The organism is Paracoccus sp. T5 (assembly GCF_048538155.2).
In the GTDB taxonomy this organism is placed as follows: Bacteria; Pseudomonadota; Alphaproteobacteria; order Rhodobacterales; family Rhodobacteraceae; genus Paracoccus.
In genome coordinates, this window is the sequence record NZ_CM135809.1 from 622,065 (window position 1) to 639,224 (window position 17,160).

Consider the following 17,160-nt stretch of genomic DNA (forward strand, 5'->3'; position numbering starts at 1 on the left):
CTGACAGATGACCGACCGGCCCGACAGCAAAGACGCCGCCAACAGCATGTGGGGCGGGCGCTTCGCCGCGGGTCCCGACGCGATCATGGAGGCGATCAACGCCTCGATCGGGTTCGACCGGCGGCTCTACGCCCAGGATATCCGGGGCAGCCGGGCCCATGCGGCGATGCTGGCCGCACAAGGCATCATCAGCGATAACGACGCAAAGGCCATCGGGGAAGGCCTGCTCACCGTCTTGTCAGAGATCGAGGCCGGCGATTTCCCCTTCCGCACCGCGCTGGAGGACATCCACATGAACGTGGAGGCCCGCCTGAAGGAGGTGATTGGAGAGCCCGCAGGCCGCCTGCACACGGGAAGATCCAGGAACGACCAGGTGGCGACCGATTTCCGGCTGTGGGTGCGCGACCAGTGCGACGCGGCCATCCAGGGGCTGACGGCACTGATCCGCGCGGCTTTGTCGCAGGCCGAGGCGGGGGCGGATTGGGTCATGCCGGGCTTTACCCACCTGCAGACCGCGCAGCCGGTTACCTGGGGCCACCACATGATGGCCTATGTGGAGATGTTCGGCCGCGACCTGTCGCGGTTCCAGGATGCCCGCAATCGGATGAACGAATCGCCCCTGGGGGCGGCCGCGCTGGCCGGGACGGGCTATCCCATCGACCGCGACATGACCGCCGCCGCGCTGGATTTCGACCGCCCCATGGCCAACAGCCTGGATGCGGTCAGCGACCGCGACTTTGCGCTGGAATTCTTGGCGGCCGCCAGCATCTGCGCCGTCCACCTGTCGCGCCTGGCCGAAGAGCTGGTAATCTGGTCCTCGGCCCACTTCCGTTTCGTGTCGATGTCGGACAAGTGGTCCACCGGATCGTCGATCATGCCGCAAAAGCGCAACCCCGACGCAGCCGAACTGATCCGCGCCAAGATCGGGCGCATCCTGGGGGCGACCGTTGCGCTGTTCACGGTGATGAAGGGCCTGCCCTTGGCCTATTCCAAGGACATGCAGGAGGACAAGGAGCAGGTCTTTGACGCGGCCGACAGCCTGATGCTGGCCTTGGCCGCAATGTCGGGAATGCTGTCGGACCTGACCGCCAACCGCGACCGGCTGGAGGCCGCGGCCAGCACCGGATTTTCCACCGCGACCGACCTGGCCGACTGGCTGGTGCGCGAACTGGGCCTGCCCTTCCGCGACGCCCATCACGTCACCGGATCGCTGGTGGCCATGGCCGAGGGGCGGGGTGTCGATCTGCCCGACCTGACCCTGGCCGACATGCAATCGGTGCATGGCCAGATCACGCAGGATGTGTTCAATGTGCTGGGCGTGCACAATTCCGTCGCCTCGCGCCAAAGCTATGGCGGCACCGCCCCTGCGCAGGTGCGCGCGCAGATCGCCCGCTGGAAGGAGAAACTGGCATGATCCGTCTGTCCCTCTTGGCCGTTCTGGCCCCCGTTCTGGTATTGGCCGCCTGCGGCGTCGACGGCGCCCCCAAGCGGCCCGTCGAAAAGCCGCTGCAGCAGCAGATGGGCGTTTCGGTCGGCGGTGACGCGCGCATCGGCGTGTCGGCCCGGCTCTAGATGGATCACTTCCTGTACAAGAACGGCGCCCTGCACGCCGAGGATGTGCCGCTGTCCTGCATCGCGGCCCAGGTCGGCACGCCGGTCTATGTCTATTCCGCGGCCACGCTGACGAGGCATTTCGGCCTGTTCCGCCAGGCGCTGGACTGGTGCGACCACCTGGTCTGCTTTGCGGTCAAGTCGAACAGCAACCTGGCCGTGTTGAAGCTGATGGGCGACCTGGGCGCGGGCATGGACGTGGTCTCGGCCGGGGAATACCGCCGCGCCAGGGCCGCCGGCGTGCCGGGCGAGCGGATCGTCTTTTCCGGCGTCGGCAAGACCCGGGCCGAGATGCGCCTGGCGATCGAGGGCGGTATCCGCCAGTTCAACATCGAGAGCGAGCCCGAGATGCGGGCCCTGTCGCAGCTGGCCGCCAGCATGGGCGCGACGGTGCCCGTGGCCATCCGCGTGAACCCGGACGTGGACGCCAAGACGCATGAGAAGATCGCCACCGGCAAGTCCGAGAACAAGTTCGGCATCCCCATCTCCCGCGCCATCGAGGTCTATGCCGAGGCCGCCCGCCTGCCGGGCCTGAAGGTCGTGGGCGTGGACGTCCATATCGGCAGCCAGCTGACCGACCTTGCGCCCTTCCGGGCCGCCTATGCCAAGGTGGCCGACCTGACGCAGGCGCTGCGGGCCGAGGGGCACCAGATCACGCGGCTGGACTTGGGCGGCGGGCTGGGCATCCCCTATCGCCGCGACAACAACGCGCCGCCGCTGCCCATCGAATACGGCCAGGTGATCCGCGAGGCCGTCGGCCATTTGGGCTGCGAGATCGAAATCGAGCCGGGGCGCAACATCGTCGGCAATGCCGGCGTGCTGCTGGCCGAGGTCATCTATGTCAAGCAGGGCGAGGACCGCGACTTCCTGATCGTGGACGCGGCGATGAACGACCTGCTGCGCCCGGCCATGTACGGCGCGCATCACGACATCGTGCCGGTGATCGAGCCGGGCTTGGGGGCGGCGGTCCATCCCTATGACGTCGTGGGACCGGTCTGCGAATCGGGCGACACCTTCCAGAAGGCCGCGCAGCTGCCGCAGATGGAGGCGGGCGGACTGATCGCCTTTCGTTCGGCCGGGGCCTATGGGGCGGTGATGGCCTCGGAATACAACTCGCGGCCGCTGGTCCCCGAAGTGCTGGTGCAGGGCGATCACTTCGCCGTCATCCGGGCGCGACCGACGTTTGAGGAAATGCTGGCCCGGGATAGCATCCCGCCATGGCTTTGATCGGGCGTCAGGATCTGACCGACAGGCCGGGGGCCGTCAGCCCCCGGACATCTGACGATTTTTCGCCGACCGCTTCCGGCCCCGTCGCCCGGGCCCTGCGCCTGACCCGGTGGGGCATGGCTTGGGAACGGGGCGCGCGGGCCTTCTGGCCCTTGGCCACGCTTCTGGCCTGCGGCTTTGCCGCGCTGGCCCTGGGGCTGGTGGCCGTTCTGCCGGCGCCGGTCCTGCCGTGGCTGGCCGGGCTGTGGCTGCTGGCGGTGGTGGCGGCTGCCATCCTGGGGGGCCTGCGCTTTCGCCGCGTCCGCCCGGCCGAGGCGCTGGACCGTCTTGACCGCACCTTGCCGGGCCGCCCGCTGAGCGCGCTGTCCGACCGCCCCGCCATCGGCGGAGAGGGCGCGCTGTGGCAGGCACATCTGGCGCAGATGCAGGCGGCGGCGCTGGCGGCCCGGGCCGTGCGGCCCGACGCGGACCTGGCGCGGCGCGACCCCTATGCCCTGCGGCTGGCAGGGGCGCTGGCCTTGGCAATGGCGCTGATCTTTGGCGGCGCCGGGCAGATGGGGCAGGGGATCTCTGCCATCGCGGCCACGATGACCGCGCCCGTAACGGGGCCGGTCGCGCCCGGCGGGCCGGCCTGGGAGGGCTGGGCCGAACCGCCCGCCTATACCCGCCGCCCGACGATCTATCTGAATGCCCTGGCCGAAGGCGAGGCACTGACCCTGCCCAAGGGGACCGCTATCAGCTTTCGAATCTATGGAGGCGATGTCGCGGTCGACCAGGACATCGGTCCCGCGGACCAAGGCGGTGACGCGACCGCCCCCGGCTTTCGGGCCGAACAGTCGGGGGTGATCGAGGTAGCCGACCGGCGTTTCGACGTGACGGTCCTGCCCGATGCCGCCCCTGTCATCCAGGCCGGCGCGGCGCCGGTCCGACGCGCCGACGGTCGGATGATTCAGGATTACGTGGCCAGCGACGACCACGGCCTGGCCGAGGCGCAGGCGCTGATCCAGCTGAACCTGCCTGCCGTGGAGCGCCGTTTTGGCCTGACCGTCGCACCCGAACCGCGCCCGGACATCGACCTGGCGCTGACCTTGCCGCGCGGTGACCGGCAGAGGATCCAGGGGCAGCTGGTCGAGGACCTGTCGCGGCACCCTTGGGCGAACCTGCCGGTGCGCGTGACGCTGCGCGCGCTGGACGGGATCGCGCAGGTGGGGCAGTCCGAGCCGATGGCGGTGGAGCTGCCGGGGCGGCGCTTCTTCAATCCGCTGGCGGCGGCCCTGATCGAGCTGCGCCGCGACCTGCTGTGGTCGCGCGCCAATGCCGGCCGCAGCGCCGAGATCCTGCGCGCCGTCACTTGGCAGCCCGAAGGTTTCGTCGAGGAAGATCTTTATGCCGAGTTGCGCGGCGCCGTCCGCCTGTTGGAGGGCCAGGGCTTTACGCCCGAGGCCCGCGACCGGCTGGCCGAGGCGCTTTGGGCGGCGGCGGTGCAGCTGGAGGACGGCGGACTGGCCGATGCGCTGGAGCGGATGAAGCAGGCGCAGGAAAAGCTGTCCGAGGCCATCAGGAACGGCGCCTCACCCGACGAGATCCAGCGCCTGATGGACGAGCTGCGCGAGGCGACCGACGCCTATACGCAGATGCTGGCCGAGCAGAGCGAGGGCCAGGACCGGGCCGACAGCCCCGACCGTGGCCAGGAGGGCCAGCAGATCACCGGCGACCAGATCCAGCAGATGATGGACGAGATCCAGCGCCTGATGAACGAGGGCCGCATGGCCGAGGCCCAGGAGCTGCTGGAGCAGTTCAACCGCATGATGGAGAACCTGCAGGTCCAGCAGCAGCAGGGCCAGGGGGAGGGCCAGGACGGGCCGCAGGGCGACCAGCCGATGAACCGCCTGGCCGACACGCTGCGCGAGCAGCAGCGCCTGTCGGACGAGGCCTTCCGCGACATGCAGCGCCAGTTCGGACAGGGCCAGCAGCCGGGCGAAGGCGAGGGTGAGGAGGGCGGCGAAAGCCTGGCCGACCGCCAGCAGGCGCTGCGCGAGGAGCTGGGCCAGCAGCAGGGGCTGATGCCCGGGCAGGGCTCGGCCCAGGGCGACGAGGCGCGGCGTCAGCTGGACGAGGCCGGCCGCGCCATGGAGGAGGCCGAGCGCGCGCTGCGCGAAGGCGACAGCGGCCAGGCGCTGCAGAACCAGGCCGATGCGATCGAGGCGATGCGGAACGGCATGCGCGCCTTGGGCGACATGCTGGCGCAGCAGGGTCAGCAAGGGCAGCAGGGCGAACAGGGACAGGAAGGCCAGGAGGGCCAGCAGCCTGGCGGCCAGCCAGGCGACAGCGCGCAGGGGCAGAGCCAGATGCCCTTTGACGGCCGGCCGGTTCTTGATCCGCTTGGCCGGCAGCGGCCAGGCAACGGCAATGTCATCACCAGCGGCGATCCCCTGGCCGAGAGACTGGACCCGGCGCGCCGCGCCCGCGACCTGCTGGACGAGATCCGCCGCCGCAGCGGCGAACGCGGCCGCCCCCAGGACGAGCGCGACTATCTGGGCCGCCTTCTGGACCGGTTCTGAGGCTCAGTCCCGCAGGCCCCGGACCTGCTGGCCCAGCCAGAGCCGCGCGTCGTCCACGTTCTGGCGCCATTCGGTCAGCGGACCCACCTGCAGGCGTGGAGCCAGCAGATAGAGCGCCAGGCAGATCACGGCGACCAGCACCGCCAGGCCAAAGCCCAAGCGATAGCCGCTCCGGGGCGGTGAGGGCGCAGGAGCGGGAACCGGCACTAGCGCAACCCGCGCCGCGATCGGGGCAGAGGGGCGCAGCTGCTGCCCCGGCGCGGGCCGCAGCGGCAGCATGACCGGCCGCTCTGCCGGCGTGGCGGGTTGCGGCGCCAGGGCCTCTGCCGCGGGGGCCTGGGGGGCCGGGTTCGTGGTGATCGCGCGGGTCGCGCCCGCCGGAAGGATCACCGTGGTGGCAGGCCAGAGGCTGTCATCCTCGGACGCGGGCTGGTCATTTTGGGGCGGCGTCTGATCGGCCTCGTCGGCCACGGGGGCAGGGATGCCCGCCGCCTCGCTCTCGCGCAGGCGCCGCTCGTGATCGGCCTCCTCGCGCAGGATGTCCAGGACGTCGGGCGACAGGCGCCGGCTGGCCGGGGGCAGGCTCACCGGGCTTTCCTGCCCTTCCCTGGGGCCGCCCTCGCGCGGAAGGGTATAGGACCCCAGGTCCAGCGGAGCCGCCGCCGTGGACGGACGCTGCGCCCGCCAGACATGCTCGCAGGCGCTGCATTCGACCTCGCGTCCGGCGGGGGGGATGGCCTCCTGCGGCAGGACGTATTCGGCGCCGCAGCCTGGACAGATCAACCTAATTTCAGCCATGCCACCCTCGCAATCGTCTGTGGGCTGTTCTATCAAGCGCAGGTCCGGCTTCCAAGTCGCGCCGGGTGCAGGACCCGCGTCAGACGGGCCGTAACGGAAAAGAGGTGGCGCTTGATCGAGATGCGGGATGTCGGTTTCGGTTACCACGGGGGCCCCGATTTGCTGTCGGGCATGACGCTGAGCCTGCAGCCGGGCATGTTCCATTTCCTGACGGGCCCCTCCGGCTCGGGCAAGACGACGCTGCTGCGGCTGTGCTATGCGGACCTGCTGCCCACCGCCGGACAGATGACCGCCTTTGGCCAGGACATGCGTGGCCTGTCACGCGACGGGATCGCCGACCTGCGCCGTCGCGTCGGCGTGGTCCACCAGGACCCCCAGTTCCTGGACCATGTTCCCCTGGCTGAAAACGTCGCCCTGCCTCTGACCGTCGCCGGCGAGGCGGTGGACATGGACGCGCTGCGCGATCTTCTGGGCTGGGTGCAGCTGACGCATCATTCGCGCGCGCTGCCGCCCTCGCTGTCGGGGGGCGAACGGCAGCGCGCGGCCCTGGCGCGGGCGGTGATCCTGTCGCCGGACCTGGTGCTCGCGGACGAGCCGACCGGCAACCTGGACTGGGAGATGTCGATGCGGCTGATGCAGCTGCTGATCGAGCTGAACAAGTCGGGCAAGACCGTGCTGGTCGCCACCCATGACCTGAACCTGATCCGCGCCACCAAGGCCCAGGTGACGGCGCGGGTGCTGCGGATCTCGGGCGGCAGCCTGCAACTGGCGGGGGCGGACCTGTGATGCGTCGGAACATGCGCGAGATGAACCTGCGGGGGCTGAACCTGGGATCGCTGTGGCAGGGGCTGACGGGTGGCGAAGGCGGCAAGGGCGACCGCATCGTGCCGCCGACCGGCTTCACGGCGCAACTGACCCTGTTCTCGGCCGGGGCCATGGCTTTTCTGGCGGTCTTTGCCCTGGCGCTGGCCCTGGCGACCGGGCGCCTGGCGGACCGCTGGTCCTCGGAACTGGCCGGCAGCGTGACCGTCCGCGTCAGCGCCCCTGCGGGCCAGCAGGAGGCGCGTGTCCAGTCGGTGATGCAGATCCTGTCGACCACCCCGGATGCGGGTCAGCCCAGGCTTTTGCCGCAGGACGAGTTGGCCGAACTGCTGGAGCCCTGGTTCGGACCGGACATGCCGGTGGATGCCCTGCCGGTGCCCGCCCTGATCGACCTGCCCGTCACCGGAGAGGCCTTCGACCCCGAGGGCCTGCGCCTGCGCCTGGAGGCCGAGGCCCCCGGCGCGGTGCTGGACGACCACACCGAATGGCGCCGGCCGCTGGTTTCGGCCGCGAACCGGCTGCGGATGCTGGGCATCGTCTCGCTGCTGCTGATCGGGGCGGCCTCGGCGGCGATGATCACGCTAGCCGCCAAGGCGGCGCTGGCGGCGAATGGCCAGGTGATCCGCGTGCTGCGCCTGATCGGGGCGCGCGACCTGACCATTGCCACGGCCTTCGTGCGCCGCTTTACCCGCCGTGCGGCTATCGGCTCGGCCGTGGGAACGCTGCTGGGCATGGCCGGCATCGCGCTGTTGCCCGACGCCAGCGCGGCGGGCGGGTTTATGACCGGCCTGGGCTTTCAGGGCTGGGACTGGCTGATGCCGCTGTCGATCCCCTTCATCGCCGCGGCCGTCGGGTTTTTCGCGACCCGTTGGGCGGCCCTGAAGATGCTGGGGGCCGTCAGGTGAGCCGCCGCGACGATCCCCATCCGGGGCCCCTGACGCCCTGGCAGCATGTGCAGCATGTGCTGTATTACCTGCATGTGGCGCTGGCGACGGTGGTGATGGGGCTTGCCGGGATCGTCCTGCTCGTCCGGCACGGCCGGGTCGGGGCGAACCGGGTGGCGACGCGCTGGATCGGCTACATGATCTGGGCTGCCAAGCTGCACCTGGGCCTGACCTGCGAGGTGCGGGGCACCCCGCCCACGACCGACTGCATCGTGGCGGCCAAGCACCAGAGCTTTTGGGACATCCTGGTGATCGCCCATGCCGTGCCGCGCCGGGCCTTCATCATGAAGCGCGAGGTGATGCGCGTGCCGGTGATGGGCTGGTACGCGTGGAAGGTCGGCTGCATCCCGATCGACCGGACCAGGGGCCGCGACGCGATGGTCGCGATCTCGAGCCAGATCAACCAGCGGATCGCGGGCGACGGGCTGGGCCAGCTGATCATCTATCCCGAGGGGACGCGGACCCTGCCCGGGCAGCGTAGGCCCTACAAGCAGGGTGTGTCGACGATCCGCATGGCCACCGGGCTGCCGGTCGTCCCGGTGGCGGTGAATACCGGCATGTTCTGGCCGCGCAAGGGCTGGGGCATCCGCCCCGGCCGTGCCGTGGTGGAGTTCCTGCCCGCGCTTGGGCCCGATGTCCCGGCGGCAGGCTTCATGGCCCGGCTGGAGGCCGAGATCGAAACCCGCTCCGATCGCTTGATGGCCGAGGCGGGCCTGGCGCTGCCCAAGTCAGGCGACGCCATGGGCGCCGCCTGAGGCCGGTCATCTCAGGTCATAGTAGCGCGGGACATGAGGCTCCGCCGGGGGTAGGCCGATGTCGCGCCGCATATGCGGGCTGAGGTGATAGGGGTCGGGCGGCCTCGGCCGCCTGCGGCGTGGCATCAGCAGCGCGCGGAGCAGCGCCCAAAGAACCGCCGTCGCACCATGACGGTCGATCAGGCGGTGGAGGGCGGGGCGCAGGCGCGCGGACTGCGGGTTCAGGTCTGCAATCATCGGTTCTCTCCTGAAGACGGGCCATGCCGAGCATGGGCGGTCGGACTGCAGGTGGGGACATGACGCCATGCGGATGCGCGGCCTGACAGGCAGGCAGCCGTGACGGCAGGCTGCCCGTGCGGGCAGTCGTCGTTCAGGTCGTGGCGTCGGTGGGGTTCTGCCCGGTCAGGCGGTCAGGAACGAGGGATTTCGTCGCTGATGGCTGGCCCGGGTGGCAAAGGTGGCGTCGCGTGATGTCATCATGAGGCCCCTCCTTCGCTGCAGGGTGTCGGGCAGGATTGCAGGCTGGCCGAGAAAATCGAACCGGGCAAGCAGGCGCATGCAAGAAGCCGCCCGTGATGGGGCGGCTGTTGCCGATCGGTCACAGGATCGTGAAGGTCAGGCGGCCAGCGCCGTGGATCCCATCGCCAGGAACTTGGCCCGCCGGTCCTTGATCAGGTCGGCCGGCTTCTTGCCCTTCAGGTCGGCCAGCATCGCGGCGATCTCGGTGCCGACGGCGGCGATCGCCTCCTGAGGGGCGCGCTGCGCACCGCCCAAGGGTTCCGCGATGATCCCGTCGATCACGCCCAGCTTCTTGAGGTCCTGCGCGGTCAGGCGCAGCGCCTCGGCGGCGTCGCGCATCTTTTCGGCGTCCTTCCACAGGATCGAGGCGCAGCCCTCGGGCGAGATGACCGAATAGATCGAGTGTTCCAGCATGGCGATGCGGTTGGCGGTGGCAAAGGCCACGGCCCCGCCGGACCCGCCCTCGCCGATGATGACGCTGACCAGCGGCACGCCGATCTCAAGGCATTTCATGGTGCAGCGGGCGATGGCCTCGGACTGGCCGCGCTCCTCGGCGCCCTTGCCGGGATAGGCGCCCGGGGTGTCCACCAGCGTGATGACCGGCAGCTTGAAGCGATGCGCCATGTCCATCAGGCGGATGGCCTTGCGATAGCCTTCGGGGCGGGCCATGCCGAAATTGTGGTGGATGCGCGAGCGGGTGTCGTTACCCTTTTCATGCCCGATCACGACACAGGGCGCGTCGTTGAACCGCGCAAGCCCCCCCATCACGGCATGGTCGTCGCCAAAGGCGCGGTCGCCGGCAAGGGGGGTGTATTCGGTGAACAGCGCCTCGACATAGTCGCGGCAATGCGGGCGGTCGGGATGGCGCGCCACCTGCGTCTTGCGCCAGGGATCCAGCGACTTGTAGAGATCGCGCAGCAGGTCCGAGGACTTGCGGTCCAGCGCCCCGGCCTCTTTCTCCAGATCGACGGCCCCGTCGCCCTTGCGGGCCATGGCGCGAAGTTCCTCGGCCTTGCCCTCGATGTCGGCAAGCGGCTTTTCGAAATCCAGATAGACCATGGGCAAAGCCTCCGGCAGCGTTCGGGTTGGGGCTATATAGGCCGGGCGGAACCGGGTTGCAACGCGGCGCTCCGAAGGGCAGGGGGCCGTCTGCCCCCCTCTTGGCCTGCGGCCCATTCACCCCCCGGGGGCATTTGCGCAACAGCGATGTGCAAGGGTCACTGCAGGTCGGCAAAGGCATCCGAAAGGCGCCGCACCGCCTCGACCACGCGGGCGCGGGGGGTGGCGATGTTGAAGCGCATGAAGCTGTCGCCCCCCAGGCCGAAGGTGGCGCCGTGGTTGGCGGCAATGCGCGCCGTCGTTTCGATGCGCGCGCTGATCTCGGGCGTGGTCATGCCGGTGCCCGAGAAATCGACCCATGACAGGTAGGTCGCCTGGAGCGGCATCGAGCGCAGGCCCGGGATGGCATTCACGCCCTCGTCAAAGATCCGCCGGTTGCCGTTCAGATAGGTCATCAGCGCATCCACCCAGGCCGCGCCTTCGGGCGAATAGGCGGCGGCGACCATGTCCATCCCCATGAACCCCGGAGAGATGCCCCGCGCCATCAGCGCCGCCTTGAAGCGCGCGCGCAGGTCCGGGTCGGCGATGATCGCGTTGCCGATATGGGCGCCGGCGATGTTGAAGGTCTTGGTCGCGGCGGTCAGCGTGACCAGCCGGTCGGCAATTTCCGGCACCACGGTGGCGATCATCCGGTGGCGTGTCTGGCCGGGCATCACCAGGTCGCTGTGGATGTCGTCGGACAGAAGAAGAAGGTCGTGCCGGACGCAGAACTCCGCGACCTGGGCCAGCTCCTCGGGCGTCCAGACCCGGCCGCCGGGATTGTGGGGCGAACAGAGGATCAGCATCCGTTCGTGCCCCTTGAGCTGGCCCTCCCAGGCTGCCCAGTCCATCCGGTATTGCCCGTCCCCGGTCGCCAGCGGCAGTTCGACCAGCTCGCGCCCGGCGGCGCGGATCACCCGGCCAAAGGCGTGATAGACCGGGCTCATGACGATCACGCCGTCGCCGGGGCCGGTATAGGCGTCAAGCGCCATCGCCACCCCGTTCACCAGCCCGGCGCAGGTCAGGATCCAGTCGGGCTGGATCGTCCAGCCGTGCCGGTTCTGCATCCACCAGCAGATCGCCGACAGATAGGGCTGGTGCCCGCCCGGATAGCCATAGACACCGTGGGCTACCGTGGCCTCGACCGCGCGCTGGACGGCTGCCGGCGGGCGGAAGTCCATGTCCGCCACCCACATCGCCAGCCCGTCATCGGGCGCCACGCCATAGCTCGCCTGCATGTCGTCCCACTTGCTGCAGTGCGTGCCGCGGCGGTCGATGATCTCGTCGAAGTCGGGGTCGGTCATGCGGTGCTCCTGCGGCCATATGGGACAGGCCCCTGCATAACCCCGTTATTGCTTATGGTGAAGGCTTGCCCTAAATCCCGCCTATGAGCCTCAGACCGATCCTGATCCATCCCGATCCCCGCCTCAAGAAGGTGGCCGAGCCTGTTGCGCGCGTCACGCCCGAGATCGAGAGCCTGGCCGCCGACATGCTGGCGACGATGTATGACGCGCCGGGCATCGGCCTGGCCGCGCCCCAGATCGGGGTGTTATCACGGATCTTCGTGATGGACGCATCCCGGGATCCCGAGGCCGAGCGGTCGCCGGTCGTCATGATCAACCCCGAGGTCACCTGGGAATCCGAGGCGCTGAGCGTCTATGACGAGGGCTGCCTGTCGATCCCCGACCATTATGCCGAGGTGACCCGTCCGGCGCAGGTCGGGATGCGCTGGATGGGCCTGGACGGCAAGACGCACGATCAGGAATTCGACGGCCTCTGGGCCACCTGCGCGCAGCACGAGCTGGATCACCTGGAGGGGATCCTGTTCATCGACCACCTCTCGGCGCTGAAGCGGCAGATGATCACCCGCAAGATGGTCAAGCTCAAACGGGACAAGGCGCGTGCCTGACAGCCCGGACCCCCCGGGCTGGGTCCGCCCCTTGCTGGAGGGGGATCTGGCCGGTGGGGTTCCCCGCGATCTGGTTCTGTGGCCCGACAGCCGGCTGCGCCGGCGCTGCGAATCCTCGGCCTTCTTGGGCGCCGCGGCGCTGCGACGGCTGGCCGCCGACATGCTGGCAACCATGTATGCGGCGGGGGGCCGCGGTCTTGCGGCGCCGCAGGTGGGGGTCCTGTTCCGGGTCTTCGTCATGGATGCGGGCTGGAAGGACGGGCGCCCCGACCCGCTGGTGATGCTGGACCCCGAGATCCTGTGGCGCTCCTCCCGGAGGGACAGCGGGGACGAGAAGTGCCTTTCCATCCCGGACCGGGTCGTTGCGGTGTCGCGTCCGTCCACCATCGACCTGGGTTGGTATGATCTGGACGGGCGGCATCATCTGCGGCAGATGTCGGGGCCAGAGGCGCGCATCGCGCAGCACGAGGCCGATCACCTGGACGGCCGCCTGATCCTGGAAGACTGACATGGCCGTCCGACCGTTCCTGCCCTTTGCCGATCCCCGCCTTCACCGGCCCGCCGATCCCGTCGATGCCGTGACCGAGGGCGTGCGGATGATCTGGGACGACATGGTCGCCACGATGGAATCCATGCCCGGCGTCGGGCTGGCTGCGCCGCAGATCGGGATCATGCTGCGGCTGGCCGTGGTCGATGCCTCGGACAAGCGGGGGCAGGTGGTGCGGATGGCCAACCCTGAGGTGCTGCATGTCAGCGTCCAGAACCGCGTCCATGACGAAGCCAGCCCGAACCTGCCCGGCGTCTCGGCGCCCATCAGCCGGCCGCGGGCCGTGACGGTGCAGTTCCTGAACGAGCTGGGCGAGATCGAAGAGCGGGATTTCGTCGGCCTCTGGGCGACCAGCGTGCAGCACCAGATCGACCACCTGGACGGCCGCGTCTATGTCGATCACCTGTCGCCCCTGCGCCGCAAGATGCTGGTCGCGAAATCGGCCAAGCTGGCGCGGCGCTGACCGGGCCGCGGGCCGGGTTTGAACATCAAGACGAAAGGACGGGCGATGCGCGTGATCTTCATGGGAACGCCGGATTTCTCGGTGCCTGCCCTGCGGGCGGTCGCGGCCGCGCATGAGGTGGTGGCCGTCTACACGCAGCCGCCGCGCGCCGCCGGCCGGGGACAGCAGGCGCGACGATCTCCGGTGCATGTTGCGGCGGAAGGGCTGGGCCTGCCGGTGCGCCACCCGGCGCGCCTGCGCGATCCCGATGACCAGGCCGCCTTTGCCGCGCTGGATGCGGATGTGGCGGTGGTCGTGGCCTACGGCCTGATCCTGCCGCAGCCGGTGCTGGACGCGCCGCGTCTGGGTTGCGTGAACATCCATGCCTCGATCCTGCCGCGCTGGCGCGGGGCGGCGCCGATCCACCGCGCGATCATGGCGGGCGATGCCGAGACGGGCGTCGCCATCATGCAGATGGAGGCGGGGCTGGACACGGGGCCGGTCCTGGTGGAAGCGCGGACGCCGATCGGGACCGAGGAAACCACGGCGGACCTGCACGACCGTCTTGCGGGGATGGGGGCAGACCTGATCGCGGATGTGCTGGATCGCCTGCCCCTGGAGCCCGTTCCGCAGCCCCGGGAGGGCGTGACCTACGCCGCCAAGATCGACAAGGCCGAGGCGCGGATCGACTGGACCCGGCCCGCCGCCGAGGTGGACCGCCAGATCCGCGGCCTGTCGCCCTTCCCGGGCGCCTGGTGCGAGATCGCGGGTGAGCGGGTCAAGCTGCTGCGTTCGCGGCTGGCCGAGGGCTCGGGTGCGCCCGGTGCCGTCATCGGCGCCTTCACCATTGCCTGCGGTCAGGGGGCAGTGCAAATCCGTGAGGCGCAGCGCGCGGGCAAGCGGCCGATGATGGCCGAGGAACTGCTGCGGGGCTGGGAACTGCCGGCGCGGCTGGACTAGGGGCGTGGTGGGGGCATGGCCCCCCGCCCGGCCGCCGCGAACTCGGCGACCCGGACTGCCTCAGATTGCGCCGTGGCAGTGCTTGAACTTGTTCCCCGACCCGCAGGGGCAGGGATCGTTCCGCGAGGGCGTGCCCCAGGTCGAGGGGTCGTTCTCGTCAAAGCCCTGGACCAGCGGCGCCGGACGATCGGCATCGTCGTCCGACTGCCGCTCGGGTCCGTGCTCCATCGTCAGGTGCTCCTGCGCCGCCTGCTGCTGCTGGGCCATCTGGCGCAGCATGTCCTCGCGCTCGGCCTCGGTCAGCGGACGGATCTGCGCCAGCCGCTGCGTCACGTCAAAGCGCAGGCTGTCCAGCAGGGTCTCGAACAGCTGGAAGCCCTCGGTCTTGTATTCCGACAGCGGATCGCGCTGCGCATAGCCGCGAAAGCCCACGACCGAACGCAGGTGCTCCAGCGTCAGCAGGTGATCGCGCCATTTCTGGTCGATCATCTGCAACAGGACCTGCTTTTCGATCTGGACCATGTTCTGCGCGCCAAAGGCCTGCGCCTTGTCCGCCATGTAGCGGTCGGTCGCCTCGGTGATCCGCTCGCGCATCGCCTCCTGGTCGACGCCTTCCTCGGCGGCCCAGTCCTTGATCGGCAGGTTCATGTTCAGCCGCTCGCGCACGCCGGCCTGCAGGCCCTCGCTGTCCCATTGGTCGGCATAGCTGCGGGCGGGCATGAAATCCTCGACCAGGTCGTCGATGACCTGGTGGCGCATGTCGGCGGTGATCTCGCCGACCTCGTCGCTTTCCATGATCTCGCGGCGCTGGCCGAAGATGGCCTTGCGCTGGTCGTTCATCACGTCGTCGAACTTCAGCAGCTGCTTGCGGATGTCGAAGTTGCGGCCCTCCACCTTGGCCTGGGCGCGTTCCAGCGACTTGTTCACCCAAGGGTGCACGATCGCCTCGCCTTCCTTCATGCCAAGCGTCGACAGGACCTTGTCCAAGCGTTCCGAGCCGAAGATCCGCATCAGGTCGTCGTCCAGCGACAGGAAGAACAGCGACCGCCCCGGATCGCCCTGGCGGCCCGAACGGCCGCGCAGCTGGTTGTCGATGCGCCGGCTTTCGTGCCGCTCGGTGCCCAGGACGAACAGGCCGCCCGCCGCCAGGACCTTTTCCTTGTCGGCGGCATGTTCCGCCTCGATCTGCGCGCGCAGCTGGTCGGGATTGGCGTCGGGATCGGCGTTCAGCGCGTCCATCACCTTCATCTCGACATTGCCGCCCAGCTGGATGTCGGTGCCGCGGCCGGCCATGTTGGTGGCGATGGTCACCGCGCCGGGCTTGCCGGCATCGGCCACGATCTGCGCCTCGGCCTCGTGCTGGCGGGCGTTCAGGACGTTGTGCGGGACACCGTCCTTTTGCAGCATCGCCGACAGCATCTCGGATTTCTCGATGCTGGTGGTGCCGACCAAGGTCGGCTGCCCCTTCGCGTGGGCCTCCTTGATCGCCTCGATGACGGCGGCGTATTTCTCGGCCGCGGTGCGATAGACGCGGTCATGTTCGTCCAGGCGGGCAATGCCGCGGTTCGTCGGCACCTCGACCACGCCCAGCTTGTAGATCTCGGCGAATTCCTCGGCCTCGGTCGAGGCGGTGCCGGTCATGCCGGCCAGGCGCCCGTAAAGCCGGAAGTAGTTCTGGAAGGTGACCGAGGCCAGGGTCACGTTCTCGGGCTGGATCTCGACGCCTTCCTTGGCCTCGATCGCCTGGTGCAACCCGTCCGACAGGCGGCGGCCCTTCATCATGCGTCCGGTGAATTCGTCGATCAGCATCACCTCGCCGTCGCGCACCATGTAGTGCTGGTCCTTCAGGAACAGCTTGTGGGCGCGCAGGGCCTGGTTGACGTGGTGGACGATGGTGGTCGATTCCGGGTCATAGAGGGTCTGCCCCTCGGGCAGCACGCCGTCGGCCTGCAGCTGCGTCTCCAGGAACTCGTTGCCTTCCTCGGTGAAGGTGGCGTTGCGGGCCTTCTCGTCCAGCTTGAAATGCTCGTCGGTCAGCATCGGGACGTACTTGTCCAGCACGCGATACAGCTCGGACCGGTCCTGGCTGGGCCCCGAAATGATCAGCGGCGTCCGCGCCTCGTCGATCAGGATGCTGTCGACTTCGTCCACGATCGCGAAATTGTGGCCGCGCTGGACCATCTCGGCCACGCTGCCCTTCATGTTGTCGCGCAGGTAGTCGAAGCCCAGTTCGTTGTTGGTGGCATAGGTCACGTCGGCGGCATAGGCCTGACGCTTCTCGCCCTCGGGCTGGAAGGGAACGACCACGCCGCAGGTCATGCCCAGCTGGGCATAGACCTTGGACATCCATTCCGCGTCGCGCTTGGCCAGGTAATCGTTCACGGTGACGACATGCACGCCCTTGCCCGACAGCGCGTTCAGATAGGCGGGGAAGGTCGCGACCAGGGTCTTGCCCTCGCCGGTCTTCATCTCGGCGATGTTGCCTTCGTGAAGGAAGATCCCGCCCATCAGCTGCACGTCGAAGGCGCGCAGGCCCAGGGCGCGGCGGGCACCCTCGCGGCAGTTGGCGAAGGCCTCGGGCAGGATATCGTCCAGATCCTCGCCCTGAGCCACGCGGGCCTGGAATTCCCGGGTCTTGTCGATCAGACCCTGATCGCTCAGCGCCTTGAACTGCTCTTCCAGCGCATTGATGCGCGCCACAAGCGGCCGAGTGCCCTTGACCTTGCGGTCGTTGGGCGTGCCAAAGACCATCTTTGCCAGATTACCGATCATATTACCTTCGCCATCACGTTGTTGCGAAAGGCAGGTCGCCTGCGGCCCACTTGCCCGCACCGCTCGCATTGCCGTATCAGGGGCCTGAACGAACGCGGCGGCGGCGCCTTCCACGGATTGTCTGCGGATGTAGGCTTCGCCCGCCTGACTGTCAATGTTGGCCCGGTCCCGCAGGGGCGCGCGCCCTGATCTGCA

At 69.1% G+C, this 17,160-nt stretch carries 17 protein-coding genes; 11 read left to right on the top strand and 6 right to left on the bottom strand.

Going from position 1 to position 17,160, the window contains the following annotated elements; genetic code table 11:
- The first annotated feature begins 7 nt into the window (after window positions 1–7).
- The 4 genes from argH to ACNR9W_RS03150 are packed head-to-tail and all read left to right on the top strand — an operon-like array spanning window position 8 to window position 5,399.
- Window positions 8–1,414, top strand: a complete 1,407-nt coding sequence (gene argH, locus ACNR9W_RS03135) for an argininosuccinate lyase (protein WP_419270457.1) — start codon at window positions 8–10, stop codon at window positions 1,412–1,414.
- The gene (locus ACNR9W_RS03140) at window positions 1,411–1,572 is read left to right on the top strand and encodes an argininosuccinate lyase (RefSeq protein WP_111301940.1); all 162 of its coding nucleotides are present in this window, start codon (window positions 1,411–1,413) and stop codon (window positions 1,570–1,572) included. Before argH ends, ACNR9W_RS03140 begins: the two co-directional genes overlap by 4 nt.
- Window positions 1,573–2,838 (top strand): diaminopimelate decarboxylase, encoded by a 1,266-nt coding sequence (lysA, locus tag ACNR9W_RS03145; protein ID WP_419270455.1) that lies wholly within the window; start codon window positions 1,573–1,575, stop codon window positions 2,836–2,838.
- Window positions 2,829–5,399: a DUF4175 domain-containing protein gene (locus ACNR9W_RS03150; protein ID WP_419270454.1), complete on the top strand. Its 2,571-nt coding sequence runs from the start codon at window positions 2,829–2,831 to the stop codon at window positions 5,397–5,399. Before lysA ends, ACNR9W_RS03150 begins: the two co-directional genes overlap by 10 nt.
- A 3-nt stretch (window positions 5,400–5,402) precedes the next feature.
- Here the strand turns inward: ACNR9W_RS03150 and ACNR9W_RS03155 are convergent, their stop codons facing one another.
- Window positions 5,403–6,197, bottom strand: coding sequence for a zinc-ribbon domain-containing protein (locus ACNR9W_RS03155; RefSeq protein ID WP_419270452.1), 795 nt, complete (start codon window positions 6,195–6,197; stop codon window positions 5,403–5,405).
- A 111-nt stretch (window positions 6,198–6,308) separates the two neighbouring features.
- Between ACNR9W_RS03155 and ACNR9W_RS03160 the strand changes: the two genes are divergently transcribed.
- The 3 genes from ACNR9W_RS03160 to ACNR9W_RS03170 are packed head-to-tail and all read left to right on the top strand — an operon-like array spanning window position 6,309 to window position 8,718.
- Entirely contained in the window at window positions 6,309–6,983 is a 675-nt protein-coding gene (locus tag ACNR9W_RS03160) for a cell division ATP-binding protein FtsE (RefSeq protein ID WP_419270450.1), read from the top strand.
- An 11-nt stretch (window positions 6,984–6,994) separates the two neighbouring features.
- Complete coding sequence (locus ACNR9W_RS03165; protein WP_419270505.1) at window positions 6,995–7,924, top strand: cell division protein FtsX; 930 nt, start codon at window positions 6,995–6,997, stop codon at window positions 7,922–7,924.
- Window positions 7,921–8,718 carry a lysophospholipid acyltransferase family protein gene (locus ACNR9W_RS03170; protein ID WP_419270448.1) on the top strand — a complete coding sequence of 266 codons (798 nt, stop codon included), beginning with the start codon at window positions 7,921–7,923 and terminating at the stop codon, window positions 8,716–8,718. Before ACNR9W_RS03165 ends, ACNR9W_RS03170 begins: the two co-directional genes overlap by 4 nt.
- Window positions 8,719–8,724: 6 nt before the next feature.
- Here the strand turns inward: ACNR9W_RS03170 and ACNR9W_RS03175 are convergent, their stop codons facing one another.
- The 4 genes from ACNR9W_RS03175 to ACNR9W_RS03190 all read right to left on the bottom strand — a co-directional run bounded on the left by ACNR9W_RS03175 (window position 8,725) and on the right by ACNR9W_RS03190 (window position 11,639).
- Entirely contained in the window at window positions 8,725–8,955 is a 231-nt protein-coding gene (locus ACNR9W_RS03175; RefSeq protein ID WP_419270446.1) for a hypothetical protein, read from the bottom strand.
- Between the two features lie 165 nt (window positions 8,956–9,120).
- Entirely contained in the window at window positions 9,121–9,276 is a 156-nt protein-coding gene (locus ACNR9W_RS03180) for a hypothetical protein (RefSeq protein WP_419270444.1), read from the bottom strand.
- 57 nt (window positions 9,277–9,333) lie between these two features.
- Window positions 9,334–10,296, bottom strand: a complete 963-nt coding sequence (locus ACNR9W_RS03185; protein WP_419270442.1) for an acetyl-CoA carboxylase carboxyltransferase subunit alpha — start codon at window positions 10,294–10,296, stop codon at window positions 9,334–9,336.
- A 158-nt stretch (window positions 10,297–10,454) separates the two neighbouring features.
- A complete protein-coding gene (locus ACNR9W_RS03190) occupies window positions 10,455–11,639 on the bottom strand; it encodes a MalY/PatB family protein (protein ID WP_419270440.1) in 1,185 nt (394 codons plus the stop codon).
- A gap of 83 nt (window positions 11,640–11,722) precedes the next feature.
- Here ACNR9W_RS03190 and def (ACNR9W_RS03195) point away from each other — a divergent pair, with 83 nt between their 5' ends.
- The 4 genes from def (ACNR9W_RS03195) to fmt are packed head-to-tail and all read left to right on the top strand — an operon-like array spanning window position 11,723 to window position 14,193.
- On the top strand, window positions 11,723–12,244 hold the full coding sequence (def, locus tag ACNR9W_RS03195; protein ID WP_419270438.1) for a peptide deformylase: 522 nt from the start codon (window positions 11,723–11,725) through the stop codon (window positions 12,242–12,244).
- Window positions 12,237–12,752 carry a peptide deformylase gene (locus ACNR9W_RS03200; protein ID WP_419270436.1) on the top strand — a complete coding sequence of 172 codons (516 nt, stop codon included), beginning with the start codon at window positions 12,237–12,239 and terminating at the stop codon, window positions 12,750–12,752. Before def (ACNR9W_RS03195) ends, ACNR9W_RS03200 begins: the two co-directional genes overlap by 8 nt.
- A 1-nt stretch (window position 12,753) precedes the next feature.
- Window positions 12,754–13,254, top strand: a complete 501-nt coding sequence (gene def / locus ACNR9W_RS03205) for a peptide deformylase (RefSeq protein WP_419270434.1) — start codon at window positions 12,754–12,756, stop codon at window positions 13,252–13,254.
- Window positions 13,255–13,299: 45 nt separating this feature from the next.
- The gene (gene fmt / locus ACNR9W_RS03210) at window positions 13,300–14,193 is read left to right on the top strand and encodes a methionyl-tRNA formyltransferase (RefSeq protein WP_419270432.1); all 894 of its coding nucleotides are present in this window, start codon (window positions 13,300–13,302) and stop codon (window positions 14,191–14,193) included.
- Window positions 14,194–14,253: 60 nt separating this feature from the next.
- On the opposite strand, the gene secA is transcribed toward fmt, so the two are convergent.
- Window positions 14,254–16,965, bottom strand: coding sequence for a preprotein translocase subunit SecA (secA, locus tag ACNR9W_RS03215; RefSeq protein WP_419270430.1), 2,712 nt, complete (start codon window positions 16,963–16,965; stop codon window positions 14,254–14,256).
- Window positions 16,966–17,160 lie beyond the last annotated feature (195 nt).